Source organism: Leifsonia sp. 21MFCrub1.1 (genome assembly GCF_900107895.1).
In the GTDB taxonomy this organism is placed as follows: domain Bacteria; phylum Actinomycetota; class Actinomycetes; order Actinomycetales; family Microbacteriaceae; genus Leifsonia; species Leifsonia soli.
In genome coordinates this window covers 1,057,453-1,072,566 of the sequence record NZ_LT629867.1, presented here as the reverse complement: position 1 = coordinate 1,072,566, position 15,114 = coordinate 1,057,453, and the positions used below count along the sequence as shown (strand labels likewise).

Genomic DNA, 15,114 nt, shown 5'->3' with positions numbered 1-15,114 from the left:
AAACTAGCCCCGTCCCGGCGGTTTGCGTACTGTGTGCCATCGTGAAGCTGCTCCTGATCTCCGACACGCACGTCCCGAAACGCGCCCGCGCGCTGCCCGCCCCGGTGCTCGCCGCGGTGGATGCGGCCGATGTCGTCATCCACGCCGGGGACTGGGTGGATGCGGCGACGCTCGACCTCCTGGACCAGCGGGCGCGGCGCCTGGTCGGCGTCTGGGGCAACAACGACGGAGCGGAGCTGCGGCGGCGCCTCCCCGAGGTCGCGCGCGTGGAGCTCGACGGCGTGCGGTTCGCCGTCGTCCACGAGACCGGCCCTGCTGCCGGCCGCGAGGCGCGCTGCGAGCGGGACTATCCGGATGCGGACGTGCTCGTGTTCGGCCACTCCCACATCCCGTGGGACACGGTCTCGCCCGGCGGTCTGCGCCTGCTGAACCCGGGGTCGCCGACCGACCGGCGACGGCAGCCGGAGTGCACCTTCCTGACCGCCGAGGTCGTGGACGGACGCATCGCCGACGTCACGCTGGTACCGGTCGACCGCGGCTGACGCGCCCTGGCCCGTCCGCCCGCGGGAGGGACTGTCTTTCCCTGCGCTCGACGAACGGCGAGCCTGTCCCTGAGGCGCAGACCGGGGAGGCGACCATGCGGGATCATCAGGCGTCGGGACCGGGCCGTTCGGACATCCTGGCCTGGTCGGGCACTCTGGTGCTCGGAACCGTCGGGATCGGCCTCGTCGCGATCTGGCTCGCCGGGAGGGCGGCGGCGCCTGCGGTGCCGGACGACGCGCTCGGCGACATCCTCCAGGGTGCCGTCGGGATCGGCGGGCTCCTGTGCGTGCTCGCCGTCGGCGTCGGAGCCGCCATGCTCCGCGAGCGTCCCCTCAGCGCACGATCGCACCGGGTACGGCGTGATCCGTCCCGGCACGGAGCGCTCGCGCGCTCGACGGTGTCGGCGTCCGTTGCCGCCCCGGTGGGCGAGGCGGCCGCGTCCCGTCCCGTCCCGCCGGCGCGCCGCGCACGGCATCTCTGACCCGCCCGGCCCGTGCCCCCGAACGCCTCTGTGCCCCCGAACGCCTGTGGGGCGCAACACGCCGTTACGGCTCCCTCATCACGGCGTGTTGCGACCCAGAGATGCGGACGGGCGCGAGGTCACGCCCGGAGGAAGCCGTCCGTGAGCAGTCCGCGCACGGCGGGCAGCAGGTCGGCGAGCAGGGCGTCGCCGTCCACCTCCAGCAGCTGCGCCAGGGCCGCCGCGATCGCGGCGACGGACAGCTCGCCGTCGCACGCGCCCACAAGCGCCGCGAGCCCGGTGTCGGCCGACACCGTCCTCCCGAAGCCGCCGCCCTGCCGGAACAGGATCGCCGTCGGGGAGTCCGCACCCGGCCAGAGGTGCCGCTCCTCGGTCACGTCACCGGCGACGACCGGACGCAGCCGGCCGAGCTCGTCGTCCGTCAGCGCCGCCTGCAGGTCGTGCGCGGCGAGCGCCTCGCCGAGGTGCACGCCGAGCCCGGCCTCGTTGGCGCCGAGCGAGCCGTGCAGCCGCTCGAACCGGCGCAGCGTCGGCAGCCCGGCCGACCGGCGCAGCAGGAGGTACCCGAAGCCGACCGAGCGCACGTCCCGTGCCTCGAAGTCGTCGAGCCAGGCTCCGAGGAGCCGCTCGAACTCCGGCGTGCCCGGGCGGGTGCCGCCGTCGCGGATCCACGTCTCCGAATAGCGGACCGCGTCCTCCACGTCGCGCTCGATCACCCACGCGTCGAGCGGAGCGGGGGACGCATCCACCCAGTCCCGCACCCGCACGAGGCCGTCGCCCGCTCCCCGGTACTCCCAGTTGCCAAGCAGCTGGGCGACGCCGCCCGGCTGGAGGTGCTCTCCGCATCCGCTCACGAACGCGGCGACGAGGCCGTCGCCGACCATGCCGCCGTCGCGGTACTCGTAGGCGGGCACGCCTTCGGCCCGCGGCGTGATCACGAACGGCGGGTTGGACACGATGTGGTCGAAGCGCTCCCCAGCGACCGGCTCGAACATGCTCCCGAGCCGCAGCTCGACGCCGTCGATCTCGTTCAGGGCCAGGTTCAGGGCGGCCAGGCGGAGCGCCCGCCGGGAGATGTCGGTCGCGACGACCCGGCGGGCGTGGCGGGCGGCGTGCATGGCCTGGATGCCGCATCCCGTTCCGAGGTCGAGCGCGCTGTCGACGGGGTTCTGCAGCATCAGTCCGCTGAGTGTGAGGGAGGCGCCGCCGACGCCCAGGACGTGGTCCTCCGGGAGCGCATGGCCGAGGGCGAGTTCGCCGAGGTCGGAGACGATCCACCACTCGGCCGGACCCGCCGCATCCACGAACCCGTACGGGCGGAGGTCGACCGCGGAGGCGACCGAGTCGCCGTCGCGTGTGACGAGCCCGAGCGCGACCGCTCCGTCGACCCCGAGTGCGGGTAGGGCCGCGGCGACATCGTCGTTCGAGACGGGCCGGCCGAGCACGAACAGGCGCGCGAGGGTGGCGAGGGCCGACGGACCGCGGCGGCGCAGGGCGCGCTCCGCCGGGACCCGCTGCCCGCGGTGCAGCGCCTCCGCCGCCTCCTCGCCCCACAGCTCGGTCAGCGCGTCGACGGTCAGACCCGCGGCGATCAGGTCGGACCGGAGGTCGGGGATGCGTTCGGCGGCCGGGACGGCGGGTGCGCTCATCCTTCCATTCAAGCAGGAGCAGAATGGGGCTGTGATCCGCAGGAGAGCGATCGTGTCCGGTGGCGTGCAGGGCGTCGGCTTCCGCTGGGGTGCGCGGGAGGCCGCGCAGCGACTCGGCGTGACCGGCTGGGCGCGCAACCGCCTCGACGGCACGGTCGAGACCGAGATCGAGGGGGCGCCGGACCAGGTCGCCGGGATGCTGGACTGGCTCCGTACCGGCCCGCCCGGCGCATCCGTCACGTCCGTCGCCGTCACCGACGTCCCACTCGCCCACGACGACGCCTTCCGCATCCACGAGACCGCCTGACCCGCCCCCACCCGCCCCGCGCCCCCGCCGTCGAGTCCGCAAACTTTGCACGCGACACGCGGGGGCGATGTGCAAAGTTCGCGGACTCGACGGTGGGGGCCCGGGAAGGGGCGGGGCAGAATGGGGGCATGACGCGCGCGACACTGCTGACCATCACCATGCCGACCGGAGCGCCGGAGGCCGGCGACCCCGGGTTCGTGGTGTCCGACTTCGACGCGCCGCAGGTGCGCGTCACCGACCTCGCGGTCACCCGCGGCGACGGCGTCTTCGAGACGATCGCCGTCATCGGCGGGCACCCGCAAGCACTGGAGCCCCACCTCGCCCGCCTGGCCCACTCGGCCGCGCTGCTCGACCTCCCGGACCCGGCGCTGGATGTCTGGCGCGAGGCCGTCCGCTCCGGCGTCGCCGACTACCTGACCCGGAACGGCGATCGGGATGCGGAGCTCTACGCGAAGCTCGTCTACAGCCGCGGCATCGAGGGCTCGGGCGCTCCGAGCGGCTGGCTGTTCGTCGACCAGGGCGAGGACTTCTCGCGGGCACGCCTCGGCATCCGGGTCGTCACGCTGGATCGCGGCCTCCGTCACGACGTCGCCGAGACCTCGCCGTGGCTCCTCGCCGGCGCGAAGACGCTGTCCTACGCGGTCAACCGGGCCGCTCAGCGCGAGGCCGTGCGGCGCGGCGCCGACGACGTGCTCTTCGTCAGCAGCGACGGCTACGCGCTCGAAGGCCCCACCTCCAACGTGGTGACCCTCACCGACGGCGTCGTCCGCACGCCGAACACCGATCAGGGCATCCTCGCCGGGACGACGCAGGCGGCCGTGTTCGACTTCTTCGAGCAGCGCGGCCTCCGCACCGAGTTCGCGCCGCTGACGCTCGACGATGTCACCGCCGCCGACGCCCTCTGGCTCGTGTCCAGCGTCCGGCAGGCCGCGCCCGTCACGCACCTCGACGGCCGCGAGTACCCGGTGGATGCCGCACTCACCGCCGAGCTCAACGCGTACCTCCTCGCCCGCACCGAGTGACAACGGGCCGCGCCAGGCACTGCCCGGGCGCTACCGGGCGCTGCCCGGCAACGCCGCAACCCGCGCAACGGAACGACACGTAGACCCACCGTTGCACCCCGATTGGCGTGGCGTCGGCGGCACCGCCTAGGCTGTTGCCACCGCGCGGCGATGGGGCCGGCGCGACGGGCGAACGTCCCGTCGACGACCCGGGGAAGGAGGGGTGCGAGATGACCGAACCGGTGCCGCGCAGCATCGAGCTGCTCCGTCAGCAGGCGCGCGACGAACTGTCCGCGATCATCGAGCACCGCTGCCGTGCGGGCGAAGATCCGTGGCAGTTCATCCCCGACCTCCCGAGCGTCGACGAGCAGGTCGTCATCGGCCTCCGGGCGACGGCCATCGAGGCGTTCGACCTCGCCGACGAGCAGTCGCGGGCGCACCATCCCTCGGCCGGTCGCGACGTGTTCGCCCGCTTCGAGTACGGCGTGCTGCGCCGGATCGCTCTCGAGCATCCCGAGCTGAGCGAAGCCGTCTGGGGGATGCTCGACAAGGTCGAGCGCGCCTGACTACTCTTCCCGCATGGGAATCGTCACCGCCGACATCGCCATCTCGCTGGACGGCTTCGCAGCCGGACCGGATCAATCGCTCGAGCACCCGCTGGGCGGGGGCGCGGCCGACCGCCTCCACGCGTGGATGTTCGAGTACGCCGATGCCCACACCGCCGAGATCGACGCGATCACCGCGGCCGGCGCCTACGTGATGGGCCGCAACATGTTCGGCCCGGTGAGGCACGAGTGGCCGGCCCCCGGCGAGCCGCTCGGCGACTGGATCGGCTGGTGGGGCGACGAGCCGCCGTACCACGCCCCCGTCTTCGTGCTGACGCACTACCCGCGCGACCCGCTGGAGCTGACCGGGACCACGTTCCATTTCGTCACCGACGGCATCCACTCGGCGGTCGAGCAGGCGCGGGAGATCGCCGGGGATGCGGACGTCGCCATCGCCGGCGGCGCCGAGACCCTCAACCAGGCGCTGTGGGCGGGCATCGTCGACGAGCTGCGGCTGCACGTCGCCCCCGTCACCCTGGGTGCGGGCGAGCGCGTCTTCGACCGCGTTCCGTCGCTCGAGCTGGAGCTGCTGAGCGAGCGGGTCACCCCCGAGGTCGCCCACCTCACCTACCGCGTGCGGCGCTGACGCCGCACCCCTTCGTCGGAGATCCGCAGTCGTCGGCTCCGCATCTCCTGCCCCACCGCGGTGCATCGGAGATGGGAGCGCTTTCCACCGACGGAAGCACCGCCCCGCGCTACAGCGCGGCCGCGTCCGTCACGGGCAGCCGGCAGACGAAGTCGCGACACAGATACGCGGTCGGCAGGCCATCCCGCGCGACGCGCCCCGCGAACAGCTCGAACCCGTCGGCGGTCAGGTCCGCCGCCTCCTGCTCGGTCACCAGGGCGACCAGCGGTGCGGGATGCCGCCGAGCGACCCGCACGAGGTCGCCGTCTCCGGCACCCCCGGCCGTCCCGCCCCCACCCGGCCGCACCACGACCAGCTGCTCCGGCTCCTCCGCCAGCCGAGACATCAGCGTCAGCGACGCCCCGAACCCGCTCGGGACCTGCGGGGCCTGCGCGGCCACCATCCGCATCGCCTCGCGCGCCGCCCGCTCGTACTTCCGCTCCCCCGACAGCAGGTAGAGGGTGTGCGCCGCCGCCGCGGTCGCGCTCAGCCCGGACGGATACGCGCCCTCGCTCGGGTCGACGCGCACGGCCAGTCCGGTCGCGGCGAGCACCGGGTCGCCCCCGCCCGGGGTCTCGAAGGGGCACGTCCCCTCGCCGGCCGCATCCAGGCACAGGTCCACCAGATCGCGCGCGGCCGCGGCGTACCGCGGTCCGCCGCCCGCGAGCGCGAGCTCCAGCAGACCGCCGGCGAGCCCGCCGTAGTCCTCCAGCGTCGCCTCCGCGTCGCTGACCCTGTCGCCGAGGGAGGCGCGCAGCAGCAGCCCGTCCGGCCGCCTGTGCCGGGTCAGCAGCAGGTCGGCCGTCTCCCGCGCCGCGGCGATCCAGGCCGGGCGGTCCAGGATGCGACCGGCGCGGGAGAGCGCACCGATCGCGAAGCCGTTCCAGCCGGTCAGCACCTTGGCGTCGACCTCCGGCGGCTCCAGCCGGGCCCGCTCCTCGGGCGCCACCCGGTAGTAGGTCCCCTCGACCCGGGCGCCGTCGATCACGCTCTCCGAATCCTGCGCCGACGCGAAGCCCCCGTTCGGTCGCCGCAGCACCGCCAGTAGGAACGCGGCGATGCCGTCGGCCGTCCGTTCGGCCCACGCGGCGCCGCCCTGCTGCCACGCCGTGGCGTAGGCGTCGAGGAGGAGCGCGTTGTCGTACAGCATCCGCTCGTAGTGCGGGTCGCTCCAGTCACGGCGGGTGGCGTAGCGGAAGAACCCCCCGTCGACGGGGTCGCGCAGCGGGGAGTCCGCCATGCGCTGCAGGGTGCGGTGCGCCAGCTCGCGCCCGGCAGGGCGGGCGAGCAGGAACCCGAGGACCGGCGCGACGGGGAACTTCGGCGCGGTCCCGAAGCCGCCGTACTGCGGATCCTCCGCCTCGGCGAGACGTTCGACGGCGCCGTCCAGAGCGCGGTCGTCGGGCAGGTCGGCGACCGCCGTCGCCGCTGCGGCCGCCGCCGCCATCGCCTCCCCCACGCGGGCGGCGTCGGACTGGACGGCGTCGCGCCGGTTCTCCCAGGCGTCGGCCACCGCATCCAGCACCTGCCGGAAGGTGGCCCGCCCGCCGACCGGCTCCGGCGGGAAGTAGGTGCCGGCGAAGAACGCCCGCCCGTCCGGGGTGGCGAACACCGTCAGCGGCCAGCCCAGGTTGTCGGTGAATGCGCTCGCGGCCGACAGATAGGCCGCATCCACCTCGGGATGCTCTTCTCGATCGACCTTGATCGCGACGAATCGGGCGTTCAGCTCGCCGGCGGCGACGGGGTCGCTGAAGCTCTCACGCGCCATGACGTGGCACCAGTGGCACGTCGCGTACCCGATGGAGATCAGCACGGGCACATCCCGCCTCCGCGCCTCCGCGAACGCGTCTGCGCCCCACGGGAACCAGTCGACCGGGTTGCCCGCGTGAGCGCGCAGATAGGGGCTGACCGCGTCCGCGAGCCGATTCACCATGCGCTCACCCTACGACCGCGACCCGCGAAGGGAAGCCTGGGGAAGGGAAGCCCGGGGAAGAGAAGCCCGGCGCTTCCCTCCGCGGTGCCGCGCCTGCCCGCACGCCCTCAGGCGGGCCGGTCCATCCCGTGCAGCCGAACCGACGAGTTGAGGTAGAACGTGCCGAGCACGGCGTAGGTCAGGCACGCGACGGCCGGGATGAGCGCCCCCTCCGGGCGGCTGGCCAGCGCGCCGACGCCCGAGACGAACGCCAGCAGGATCAGGCCGCCGCCGATCCAGAACCCCGCAGCGGGCCGGGCGGTCGCACGCCACCACGGCCGCGGGTCGGTGCGGTTCTCGTCGGCGCCGCGGAAGCAGCGCACCCCGACGATCACGTACGCCACGTTGAGGGCGGCGACGATCAGCACGTCGAGGGTGGCGTTCACGAGGTTCGCGATGACGAACCCGTTGAGCAGCAGGATGAAAGCGAAGACGCCGACGACGTAGGCGATCTTCCCCGTGACCGACGTGATCCTCACCCGACGAGCCTAGCCGGGAGCGGCGACAGCGGTGGGCCGCACGCTCCCGGCCGGTGGATCAGTTGACCTCGTCCGGGTGGGCGCTGACGCGTCCCTCGCGCTCCAGCGAGCTGATCGCCGCGATCTCGTCGGAGGTCAGCTCGAAGTCGAACACGTCGAAGTTCTCGGCCATCCGGGAGCGGGAGTTCGACTTCGGGAACACGATGTTCCCGGTCTGCAGGTGCCAGCGGATGACGACCTGCGCCGGCGTCTTGCCGTGCGCCTCCGCGGCCTGCGACACCTCGGGCGTCTCGAACAGCGGGTACTTGCCCTGGCCGAGCGGACCCCACGCCTCGATGGCGATGCCGTGCTCGCGCGAGAACGCGGTCACCTCCGGCTGCTGGTGCGCCGGGTGCAGCTCGATCTGGTTGACGGCCGGGACCACGTCCGTGTTGGCGAGCAGCTTCTCGAGGTGCGGAACGAGGAAGTTGGAGACGCCGATCGCCTTGGCGCGACCGGACGCGTAGATCTTCTCCAGCGACGTCCAGGCCTGCACGAAGGTGTCCTTCTGCGGCGTCGGCCAGTGGATGAGGTACAGGTCGACGTAGTCGAGGCCCAGCTTGCCGAGCGACTCGTCGAAGGCCGCCTCCGCGTCGGTCTGGCGGTCGTTCCACAGCTTGGTGGTGACGAAGAGCTCGTCGCGCGGGATGCCGGAGGAGGCGATCGCGGCGCCCACGCCCTCCTCGTTGCCGTAGATCGCGGCGGTGTCGATGTGGCGGTAGCCGACCTCGAGGGCGTCGGTCACGATCCGGGTGGTCTCGTCCGGATCGACCTTGAAGACGCCGAAGCCGAGCTGCGGGATGGTCGTCCCGTTGTTCAGGGTCAGGAGCGGAGTATTTGCGTTTGCAACCATATCCGCCACGGTACCAGCACCACGGCGGCTGTCATCCCACCGGCCGCGACTCCTCGTCCACTACCTCGTCCACCTCGTCGACGATGATCGCGTCACCGTCGAACCGGGCCACCAGCTCCCTCTTGAGCACCTTCCCGCTCGGTCCGAGCGGCAGGGTCTCGACGATCACGATGCGCCGCGGGAACTTGTAGGCCGCCACGCGCTCCTGGGCGTACGCGATCAGCTCCTCGGCCTCCGCCTCGCCGCCGGGCATCAGCGTCACCGCCGCCATGATCTCCTGCCCGTGGGTCTCGTGCGTCACCCCGAAGACGGCCACCATGGCGACGGCGGGATGCGCGGACAGCACCTCCTCCACCTCGCGCGGGTACACGTTGTAGCCGTTGCGGACGATCATGTCCTTCTTGCGGTCGACGATCGTGATGTAGTCGTCCTCGCTCTTCGTCCCCAGGTCGCCGGTGCGGAACCAGCCGTCGACCACGGCCTCCGCGTTCGCCTCCGGCAGATTGAGGTAGCCCTTCATCAGGTTGTGGCCGCGCACGACGATCTCGCCCAGCTCGCCGCGCGGGAGCAGCCGGATGCGGTCGTCCGCCTCGGCGTCGGCGATCTCCACATCCACACCCCAGATCGGCGTGCCCACCGTGCCCACCCGGGTCGGCCGGCCGCGGTGGTTGAAGGAGGCCACCGGCGAGGTCTCGGTGAGGCCGTAACCCTCGTGCACGTCGATGCCGTAGACCTCCTTCATGCGCTCGATGACCGCGACCGGGATGGCCGCGCCCCCGCTCATCCCGTAGCGCAGCGGCGGGCGGTCCGGGTTGGCCTTCGCGGCCTCCAGCAGCGCGATGTACATCGTCGGGACCCCGGTCATGACCGTGCAGGCGTGCTGGTTCATCAACTGCAGGGCCGTGGCTCCGTCGAACTTGGGTACCAGCACGACCGCCGCTCCCGCCCGGAAGCCCATGTTCATCACGCAGGTCTGCCCGAACGTGTGGAACAGCGGGAGACAGCCGAGGATGCGATCGTCGGGTTCGAGGTCCAGCGTCCCGGAGAGCAGCACGTTGACCTGCTCGACCAGCGAGAAGTGGCATCCCTCCGCCCCCTTCGGCTTGCCGGTCGTCCCGCTGGTGTACAGGATCGTCGCGGTGTCGAAGGGATCGCGCGGCACGTACGTGTCGACGGGGTCCGCCGCGGCGGCGAGCTCCTCCAGCCGCGGGAAGGGCGCCTGCTCGTACATCTCATCCGGTACCAGCACCGACAGCGTCGGGATGCCGGCGAGCGCGGCCCCCCGCGCGCCCTCGGCGAGGAGCGGCGCCGCGCAGATCAGCAGCGACGCCCCGGAGTCGCGCAGCACGTACGCGATCTCGTCGGCCTTCAGCAGCGCATGGATCGGCACGACGACCCCGCCGAGCGCCAGGACGGCGTAGTACGAGCGGGGGAAGTCGGGGATGTTCGGCAGCATCAGCGCCACCCTGTCGCCCGGGCCGACGCCCAGCTCCCGCAACGCCCCCGCATACGCGCGGGTCTGCTCCCACAGCTCGCTGTAACGGATCTCCTGCCCCGCGAAGATCAGGGCGACGTTGTCGGGCATCCGATGCGCCGTCTCCGCCAGGATGCTCGCGACCGACATGGTCGCATAGCCGTGACTCATGGGTTCTCCTCGTCTTCGTCGACGCCGGACCCGATACCGGTTGAGGAGAACCTACGTCACGCCCGGGCGCGGGGCAACGCCCCCGGCCGGGGACCACGGGTGAGGACCCCGGGTGCGGACCGTCCGGGCGGGACGCGCACGCCGGTAGACTGGAGGGCTCATGTCTTCGACCTCGACCCTCCCCCGCATCGTCTTCCCGCCCGAGCTGCCGGTCAGCCGGAGGCGGGAGGACATCGCGCGCGCGATCCGCGACAACCAGGTCGTGATCGTCGCCGGCGCCACCGGGTCGGGCAAGACGACCCAGCTGCCGAAGATCGCCCTGGAGCTCGGCCGGACCAGCATCGGCCACACGCAGCCGCGCCGCCTCGCCGCGCGCACCATCGCCGAACGCATCGCGGAGGAGCTGGGGCAGTCCGTCGGCGAGCTGGTCGGCTACCAGGTCCGCTTCACCGACCGGGTGTCGAAGGCGACCAGGATCAAGCTGATGACCGACGGCATCCTGCTCAACGAGCTGCGCCGCGACCGCCTGCTGCGCGCGTACGACACGATCATCATCGACGAGGCGCACGAGCGCAGCCTCAACATCGACTTCCTGCTCGGCTATCTCAAGCAGCTGCTGCCGAAGCGTCCCGACCTCAAGCTGATCATCACGTCCGCCACCATCGACCCGGAGAGCTTCGCCCGGCACTTCGCCTCGCCGGACGGCACGCCCGCGCCGATCGTCGAGGTCTCCGGCCGCACCTTCCCGGTCGAGATCCGTTACCGCCCGCTGGTCGCCGAGGCGCTGGAGGACGACGACGACGATCCGGATCCCGTGCCGTCGGTCGACCGCGACTACCTGCAGGGCATCAACGACGCGCTCGACGAGCTCGACCGCGAAGCACGCGGAGACGTGCTCGTTTTCCTCTCCGGCGAGAACGAGATCCGGGATGCGGCCGACGCCATCCGCGGCCGCAACCTCCCGGGAACCGAGGTGCTGCCGCTCTACGGCCGCCTCTCCTCCGCCGAGCAGCACCGCGTGTTCCAGCCGTCGACCGTCCCCGGCACCCGGCGTCGCGTCGTGCTCGCCACCAACGTCGCGGAGACCAGCCTCACCGTCCCCGGCATCAAGTACGTGGTGGATGCGGGAACGGCCCGCATCAGCCGCTACAGCACACGGGCGAAGGTGCAGCGGCTCCCCATCGAGGCGATCTCGCAGGCCAGCGCCAACCAGCGTTCCGGCCGCTCCGGCCGCACCAGCGACGGCATCGCCATCCGGCTGTACTCGGAGGAGGACTTCGCCAAGCGGCCCGAGTACACCGAGCCCGAGATCCTGCGCACCAACCTCGCCGCCGTCATCCTCCAGATGATCTCGCTCGGCCTCGGCGACATCGCGGCCTTTCCGTTCCTCACCCCGCCCGATTCGCGCGGCATCAAGGACGGCCTGGACCTGCTCACGGAGCTCGGCGCGATCACGGCGTCGAAGGAGGACACCAAGCTCACGGCGGTCGGCCGCCAGCTCGCCCAGCTCCCCATCGATCCCCGGTTCGCCCGCATGGTCGTCGAATCGAAGCGGCACGGCACCTCCCGCGAGGTCATGGCCATCGTGGCCGGGCTCACCATCCAGGATCCGCGCGAACGGCCGGTCGAGCGCCGCGGCAGCGCCGACGAGAAGCACGCCAGATTCGCCGACCCGACCAGCGACTTCCTCACCCTGCTGAACCTCTGGAACTACCTCGAGGAGCAGCAGAAAGAGCTGTCGTCCAGCGCGTTCCGCCGGCTCTGCAAGGCGGAGTTCCTCAACTTCCTGCGCGTGCGCGAGTGGCAGGACGTCTACCGCCAGCTGCGCCAGCTCGCCAAGCCGCTCGGGCTGACCATCGGGGAGCCGTCCGTGAACCCCGACGGCATCCACCGCTCGCTGCTCGCGGGGCTGCTCTCGCACATCGGGCTGAAGGATGTGCGCGAGAGCGGGCCGGCTCCGAAGGGCGCGGGGAAGGGCCCGCGCAGCCGGCAGGCCGAATACCTCGGCGCACGGCAGACCCGGTTCGTGATCTTTCCCGGATCCACCCTCGCCAAGAAGCAGCCCTCCGCGCTGATGAGCGCAGAACTGGTGGAGACCTCCCGGCTGTTCGCGCGGATGAACGCGGCCATCGACCCGGCCTGGGCCGAGCCGATCGCCGGCGACCTCTGCAAGCGGCAGTACAGCGAGCCGCACTGGGAGAAGAGCCAGGGCTCCGTCGTCGCCTACGAGCGGGTGACGCTGTTCGGCGTCCCGATCATCCCGCGCCGGCGCGTGCAGTACGCGCGGATCGACCGGGAGCTGTCGCGGGAGCTGTTCATCCGGCACGCGCTCGTCGACGGCGAATGGGACTCCCATCAGGCCTTCGACCGTGCCAACCGCGCCCTGCGGGCCGAGCTGCGCGAGCTGGAGGAACGCACCCGCCGCCGCGACATCCTCAACGACGACGAGGCGGTCTTCGAGTTCTACGATGCGCGCATCCCGGCCGATGTGGTGTCGACGCGCACGTTCGAGGGATGGTGGAAGAAGGCCAGGCAGGAGACGCCCGACCTCCTCACCATGACGCCGGAGGCCCTTCTGGACGAGGAGGCCGCCGAGGTCGACGAGGACGCCTTCCCACCGGTCTGGCGGCAGGGCGACCAGCGGCTGACCCTGCGGTACCGGTTCGAGCCGGGCGCCGAGGACGACGGGGTCACCGTCCAGGTGCCGCTTCCGCTGCTCGCCGGACTCCTCCCCGACGGCTTCGACTGGCAGGTGCCCGGACTCCGCCACGAGCTGGTCACGGCGCTGATCAAATCGCTGCCGAAGGCGATCCGCCGGCAGGTCGTGCCCGCCGCCGACTGGGCGCAGCGCCTGCTCGGCGAGCTGTCCGGGACAGCCGGGATGCGCGCGCACGAGGGCGAGCGGCCCGCGGCGTCGCTCGCCGACACGCTCGCGGCGACGATCTCGCGGCTGACCGGCTCACGCGTCAGCGGCTCCGACTTCGACCTCGACCGGCTCCCCGCTCACCTGCGCCCGACCTTCCAGGTCGTCGGGGAGCGCGGGCGCACGCTCGCCGCCGGGAAGGACCTCGCCGCCCTCCAGGAGCGGCTGCGCTCGCGGGCCCGCGATTCGGTGGCCGCCGTCGCCGAGGCGCGGACGCCGAACGCGATCGAGCGGTCGGGACTCACCACGTGGGACCTCGACGAGCTCCCGCGCTTCGTCGACTCGACGCACACCGGGCCGGGCGGCACCACGAACGTGATCCGCGCCTACCCGGCGCTCGTCGACGACGGCGACGCGGTCAGCATCCGCCTGATGGGAACGCCCGCCGAGCAGGCACGCGCGATGCCGGGCGGGGTGCGCCGACTGCTGCTCGCCAGCATCCCCTCGCCCGTCGCGTACGTGCAGCAGCACCTCACGTCCACCGAGAAGCTCACGCTCGCCGCCAGCCCGTACCCGAACACCAAGGCGCTGTTCGACGACTGCCTGCTCGCCGTCGTCGACTCGGTGCTGTACCGGATGAAGCCCGACGGCCAGGTGTTCATGCGCGCCGAGTTCGAGGCGGTGCGCGATCGCGTCTCCGGCATCGTGATGGACTCGATGTTCGAGACGGTCGCACTCGTCACCCGCATCCTCACCGCCGCGCGCGCGGCCGAGAAGGCGATCGCGGGGGTGACGGCCCTGACGTATCTGTCGGCGCTGAACGACGCGAAGGGCCAGCTCTCCGGGCTCGTGTATCCGGGGTTCGTCTCCGCGACCGGCCTCGAGCAGCTGCGGCACCTCCCGCGCTACCTGGCGGGCATCACGCAGCGGATGCAAGCGCTGCCCACCAACCCCGGCCGCGACCGGGCCTGGCAGACGCAGGTGGAGACCGCGGTCGCGCTCTACACGGATGCCGGCGGACGCATCCCGCTCGCACCGGGCTCTCCGCCGTCGCTGGTGCACGCGCGGTGGATGGTGGAGGAGTTCCGCGTCTCGCTCTTCGCGCAGTCGCTCGGCACGGCCGAGACCGTCTCCCTCCAGCGCATCCGCAAAGTCCTCACCTCCTGACCCCCACCGCCCCACCGTCGAGTCCGCAAACTTTGCACGTTCGCACCGCGTGTCGCGTGCAAAGATCGCGGACTCGACGGTGTGACGGGGGCGGGTCAGACGTCGAGGTGGAAGCCACCGTTGGAGTGGAGGAGCTGGCCGGTGATCCAGCCGCCGGACACGGAGAGCAGGAACGCGACGAGGTCGGCGGTGTCGTGCGGACGGCCCAGCCGGCCGAGGGCGGTCTCCGCCGTCAGCTGCTCGACCAGCTCCGGCGTCATCCAGCCGGTGTCGATCGGCCCCGGGTTGATCAGGTTCGCGGTGATCCCGAGGTGCGCGAGCTCGACGGCCGCCGCCTTCACGATGCGATCGAGCGCGCCCTTGCTCGCGCCGTAGGGCAGGTTGTGCGCGGTGTGGTCGCTGGTCAGCGCGACGATCCGCCCCAGACCCGCCGCCCCGGACGGGAACTGCTCGGCGAACGCCCGGATGAGCAGCCACGAACCGCGCGTGTTCACGGCGAAGTGCCGGTCGAACGCCTCCACCGACGTGTCGAGGATGCCGCTGTCGACCGAGTGCGCGTGGCTCATCACCAGCGCCTGCACCGGTCCGAGCTCGTCGCGCACCCGCGCGACAGCGGCGGCCGGCGCCTCCGCATCCGCCAGGTCGACGGATACCGGAAGAGCGCGCGCGCCCAGCCGGCGCAGCTCCTCCGCCAGAGCCTCATGCTCGGCGGGATGCGCACCCCACGGCATATCCGAGTCGTAGCCGTCCCAGTACCCGAACGCGACGTCGAACCCGATCGACGCGAGGTTCCGGGCGATCGCGTCGCCGATCGACCCCGGCCGGCTCGCACCGGTCACGAACACCACAGGCCGCTTCGCATCCACCCCGCGATGCTATCGGCTC

13 protein-coding genes are annotated in these 15,114 nt (G+C 72.2%); 7 read left to right on the top strand and 6 right to left on the bottom strand.

The genetic code is table 11. The features are described 5' to 3' along the window. Positions 1–41: 41 nt before the first annotated feature. Both BLW09_RS05090 and BLW09_RS05085 read left to right on the top strand, forming a co-directional pair. Positions 42–542, top strand: coding sequence for a metallophosphoesterase family protein (locus tag BLW09_RS05090; protein ID WP_089909279.1), 501 nt, complete (start codon positions 42–44; stop codon positions 540–542). A gap of 95 nt (positions 543–637) precedes the next feature. After that, on the top strand, positions 638–1,024 hold the full coding sequence (locus BLW09_RS05085) for a hypothetical protein (protein WP_089909277.1): 387 nt from the start codon (positions 638–640) through the stop codon (positions 1,022–1,024). Between the two features lie 119 nt (positions 1,025–1,143). Here the strand turns inward: BLW09_RS05085 and BLW09_RS05080 are convergent, their stop codons facing one another. Beyond that, on the bottom strand, positions 1,144–2,673 hold the full coding sequence (locus BLW09_RS05080) for a DUF7059 domain-containing protein (RefSeq protein ID WP_089909274.1): 1,530 nt from the start codon (positions 2,671–2,673) through the stop codon (positions 1,144–1,146). A gap of 31 nt (positions 2,674–2,704) precedes the next feature. On the opposite strand from BLW09_RS05080, the gene BLW09_RS05075 reads away from it, so the two are divergent. From BLW09_RS05075 to BLW09_RS05060, 4 genes are all read left to right on the top strand, one after another. Continuing rightward, on the top strand, positions 2,705–2,980 hold the full coding sequence (locus BLW09_RS05075) for an acylphosphatase (protein WP_089916635.1): 276 nt from the start codon (positions 2,705–2,707) through the stop codon (positions 2,978–2,980). Positions 2,981–3,108: 128 nt separating this feature from the next. Beyond that, positions 3,109–4,002 carry an aminodeoxychorismate lyase gene (locus tag BLW09_RS05070; RefSeq protein ID WP_089909271.1) on the top strand — a complete coding sequence of 298 codons (894 nt, stop codon included), beginning with the start codon at positions 3,109–3,111 and terminating at the stop codon, positions 4,000–4,002. Positions 4,003–4,211: 209 nt separating this feature from the next. Then, the gene (locus tag BLW09_RS05065; protein ID WP_018191664.1) at positions 4,212–4,547 is read left to right on the top strand and encodes a hypothetical protein; all 336 of its coding nucleotides are present in this window, start codon (positions 4,212–4,214) and stop codon (positions 4,545–4,547) included. Between the two features lie 13 nt (positions 4,548–4,560). After that, positions 4,561–5,172, top strand: a complete 612-nt coding sequence (locus BLW09_RS05060; RefSeq protein WP_089909269.1) for a dihydrofolate reductase family protein — start codon at positions 4,561–4,563, stop codon at positions 5,170–5,172. A 109-nt stretch (positions 5,173–5,281) separates the two neighbouring features. Here BLW09_RS05060 and BLW09_RS05055 read toward each other — a convergent pair whose 3' ends face one another. From BLW09_RS05055 to BLW09_RS05040, 4 genes are all read right to left on the bottom strand, one after another. Beyond that, on the bottom strand, positions 5,282–7,144 hold the full coding sequence (locus BLW09_RS05055; RefSeq protein WP_089909266.1) for a thioredoxin domain-containing protein: 1,863 nt from the start codon (positions 7,142–7,144) through the stop codon (positions 5,282–5,284). 107 nt (positions 7,145–7,251) lie between these two features. After that, positions 7,252–7,662 (bottom strand): hypothetical protein, encoded by a 411-nt coding sequence (locus BLW09_RS05050; protein WP_089909263.1) that lies wholly within the window; start codon positions 7,660–7,662, stop codon positions 7,252–7,254. 58 nt (positions 7,663–7,720) lie between these two features. Continuing rightward, positions 7,721–8,554 (bottom strand): aldo/keto reductase, encoded by an 834-nt coding sequence (locus BLW09_RS05045; protein ID WP_089909260.1) that lies wholly within the window; start codon positions 8,552–8,554, stop codon positions 7,721–7,723. A 31-nt stretch (positions 8,555–8,585) separates the two neighbouring features. After that, positions 8,586–10,199: a long-chain-fatty-acid--CoA ligase gene (locus BLW09_RS05040; RefSeq protein ID WP_231947075.1), complete on the bottom strand. Its 1,614-nt coding sequence runs from the start codon at positions 10,197–10,199 to the stop codon at positions 8,586–8,588. 160 nt (positions 10,200–10,359) lie between these two features. On the opposite strand from BLW09_RS05040, the gene hrpA reads away from it, so the two are divergent. Next, on the top strand, positions 10,360–14,229 hold the full coding sequence (hrpA, locus tag BLW09_RS05035) for an ATP-dependent RNA helicase HrpA (protein WP_089909257.1): 3,870 nt from the start codon (positions 10,360–10,362) through the stop codon (positions 14,227–14,229). Positions 14,230–14,324: 95 nt separating this feature from the next. Here hrpA and BLW09_RS05030 read toward each other — a convergent pair whose 3' ends face one another. After that, complete coding sequence (locus BLW09_RS05030; RefSeq protein ID WP_231947073.1) at positions 14,325–15,095, bottom strand: SDR family oxidoreductase; 771 nt, start codon at positions 15,093–15,095, stop codon at positions 14,325–14,327. Positions 15,096–15,114 lie beyond the last annotated feature (19 nt).